Consider the following 2,217-nt stretch of genomic DNA (forward strand, 5'->3'; position numbering starts at 1 on the left):
GGGGCAGGGGGGCTATCCGGGGTCGGGTAGCGCGCGCAGGGTGGTCAGGGCCTGAACGGTCAGCGCTGCCCAGGGATGGTGCTCGGGCAGGTGGAGCATGGTCTGTCGTGCGTGGCGGGTGATCCGTCCGGCGATGGTGAACAGCCTGTGCCGGAGGCGTTTCGGTTCCCACCGCCGGGCAGGGTGACCGGCCAGGGCGAGCATCTGGGTCCAGGCGAGCAGGTCGAGCGCGAGGGAGACCACGGCGCACCAGACCCTGTTCTGGGCGAAGTCGTGCAGGGGCAGGTTCGTCAGGCCGGTGTCCTTCGCGGTGCGGATCCGGTCCTCGCAGCGGGCCCGGCGGCGGTGACGTAGTTCCAGGTCCGCGAGCTGGCCGCGGGGGGTGTTGGTCGCGAACGCGGTGCAGCGGTTCCCGCCGGGGTCGACGATCCGCAGTTGGGCGCCTGGATGCGGGCGTTCCTTACGCACGAGGACCCGCATGCCCACCGGCCAGCCGGACAGGTCCATCAACCCGGTCAGTTCGGCGACCCAGGCGCCGTCGCGGGGCTGACCGCCGGCGTCATAAGCCGGTGTCCACGCCCCCGTGGGAACCTTCGCGATCGCCTCGGTCGCGCCCTCGGGCAGGGTGAACCCGACCGAGTAGCCCAGCCGGCGGCGGTGCAGCCAGCCGAGGAACGCGTGCGTGCCACCGCCGCTGTCGGTCCGGATCAGTACCGACCGGCTCCGGCGCAACCGCCGAGGCAGCTGCACCAGGGCGGCGGTGGCCACGGTGATGTGGTCGGCGGCCGTGTTCGCCCCGGCGTTCCCCGGTCGCAGCAGGACCGCCAGCGGCTCGCCTGAACCGTCCGGGCCGTGGTCGGCGAACGCCCACAGCGGGTGGAACCCGAACCCCTTCTTCCAGGTCCGGTCGGCGTTCTCCTTCTCCGAATGCGCGGTCACCAGGGTGGCATCCAGATCGATGGCCAGCGGATCGTCGGCGCAGACCCCGGCGTGCGGGGCGTGCGCGCCGGCCAGCTCCCACACCCGGGCCCGAGCCACCGCCCGGGCGGCGTCGATCGCTTTCAGGGCCTTCTCGACGTCGACGGCGAGCCGGTCGATGGTGCGGGACACCGTCGGGTCCGACGCGACCCGACCGAACACCGCCGGTTCCGCGCGCAGCAGCGAGATGTCCGCGAGGCAGTCCCCACCCAACGCCGCCGACAGCGCCAGATCGCACAGCACCTTGCCCGGATCGTGCACCGCCCGACCCGGCCGCCATGGCGTCAACACCGCCGACAGCGCCTGCCCGAGCCCGCTGGCCCGGACCGCCTCGGTCAGCATCAGCCCGCCCGCGTGCGACACGATTCCACGCCCGGCGACGTCCACGCAGACAGACGGATACACAGCGGTAGTCTTCACCGCGAAGGTGCTCCTTGGTACGGGATGGGTCAGGTCCTCAGCAAACCCAATCCTCCCAGCTCAGGAGCACTTTCCTATTCCCGCCCCCCAACAGACGATCACCCCGGTGAAAGTCCGAGGCTAGTCTTCGGTCGCGGTGTTCGCTCGGAGGGCGCGGACGGCCTCGGGTGCGACGGCGGTGCAGATCGCCGAGTACGTCGGTGGCCGCCGTCAGCGGATCGTGGCGCATGTGGGGTCCGCCCATACCGAAGCGGAGCTCGGGATCATGCCGGCGCGGGCCGAAGAGATGTTTGCCGACAGCCGGCAGGGAGCGCTCGACCTCGGGATCGAGTCGGCCGTGCGCCCGGCCAGGCTGCTCGGGCCGCCGCGCGAGCTGGCGCTGTTCGACCCTGAGCCCGCCGGGCCGGCCGCGGTGGTCGGGCCAGCGAAAGGTGCTTGCGACCGCGTCGGTGCTGCTGTTTGGTGCCCTGGCCTCGGTGTTCACCGATCTCGGGTTCGACGCGCTGGGAGACCGGCTGCTCCGGGATCTGGTGATCGCCCGGGTCGTGGAACCGACGTCGCTGCTCGACGCCAGCAGGGTGCTCACCGGGCTGGGCGGCGTACGCGACGAGGAAACGCACCTTGACCCGCTGCGCCTCCGGCGGCTACCGCAACCAGGTCGCCGACCTGTGCTTCGCCTACGCTCTGGCCGCCGGCGACGTCTCCCTGTGCCTCTACGACATGACCACGCTGTACTTCGAGGCCGAGAAGGAAGACGACCCGCGCAAGGTCGGCTATGAACCATTCTGTGAATTCGGTGAAGATTACTACACCTGCCAA

General features: G+C 71.0%; 2 protein-coding genes. One reads left to right on the top strand and one right to left on the bottom strand.

The window, feature by feature from the left end; genetic code table 11:
- Positions 1 to 12 precede the first annotated feature (12 nt).
- A complete protein-coding gene (locus AC08OV_RS24335) occupies positions 13 to 1,398 on the bottom strand; it encodes an IS1380 family transposase (protein WP_476620407.1) in 1,386 nt (461 codons plus the stop codon).
- A gap of 621 nt (positions 1,399 to 2,019) precedes the next feature.
- Here AC08OV_RS24335 and AC08OV_RS24340 point away from each other — a divergent pair.
- Positions 2,020 to 2,217: hypothetical protein (locus AC08OV_RS24340; RefSeq protein ID WP_476616201.1), on the top strand; the 198-nt coding region annotated here is incomplete at its 3' end.

Source organism: Frankia sp. CeTa3Moorea (assembly GCF_978021225.1).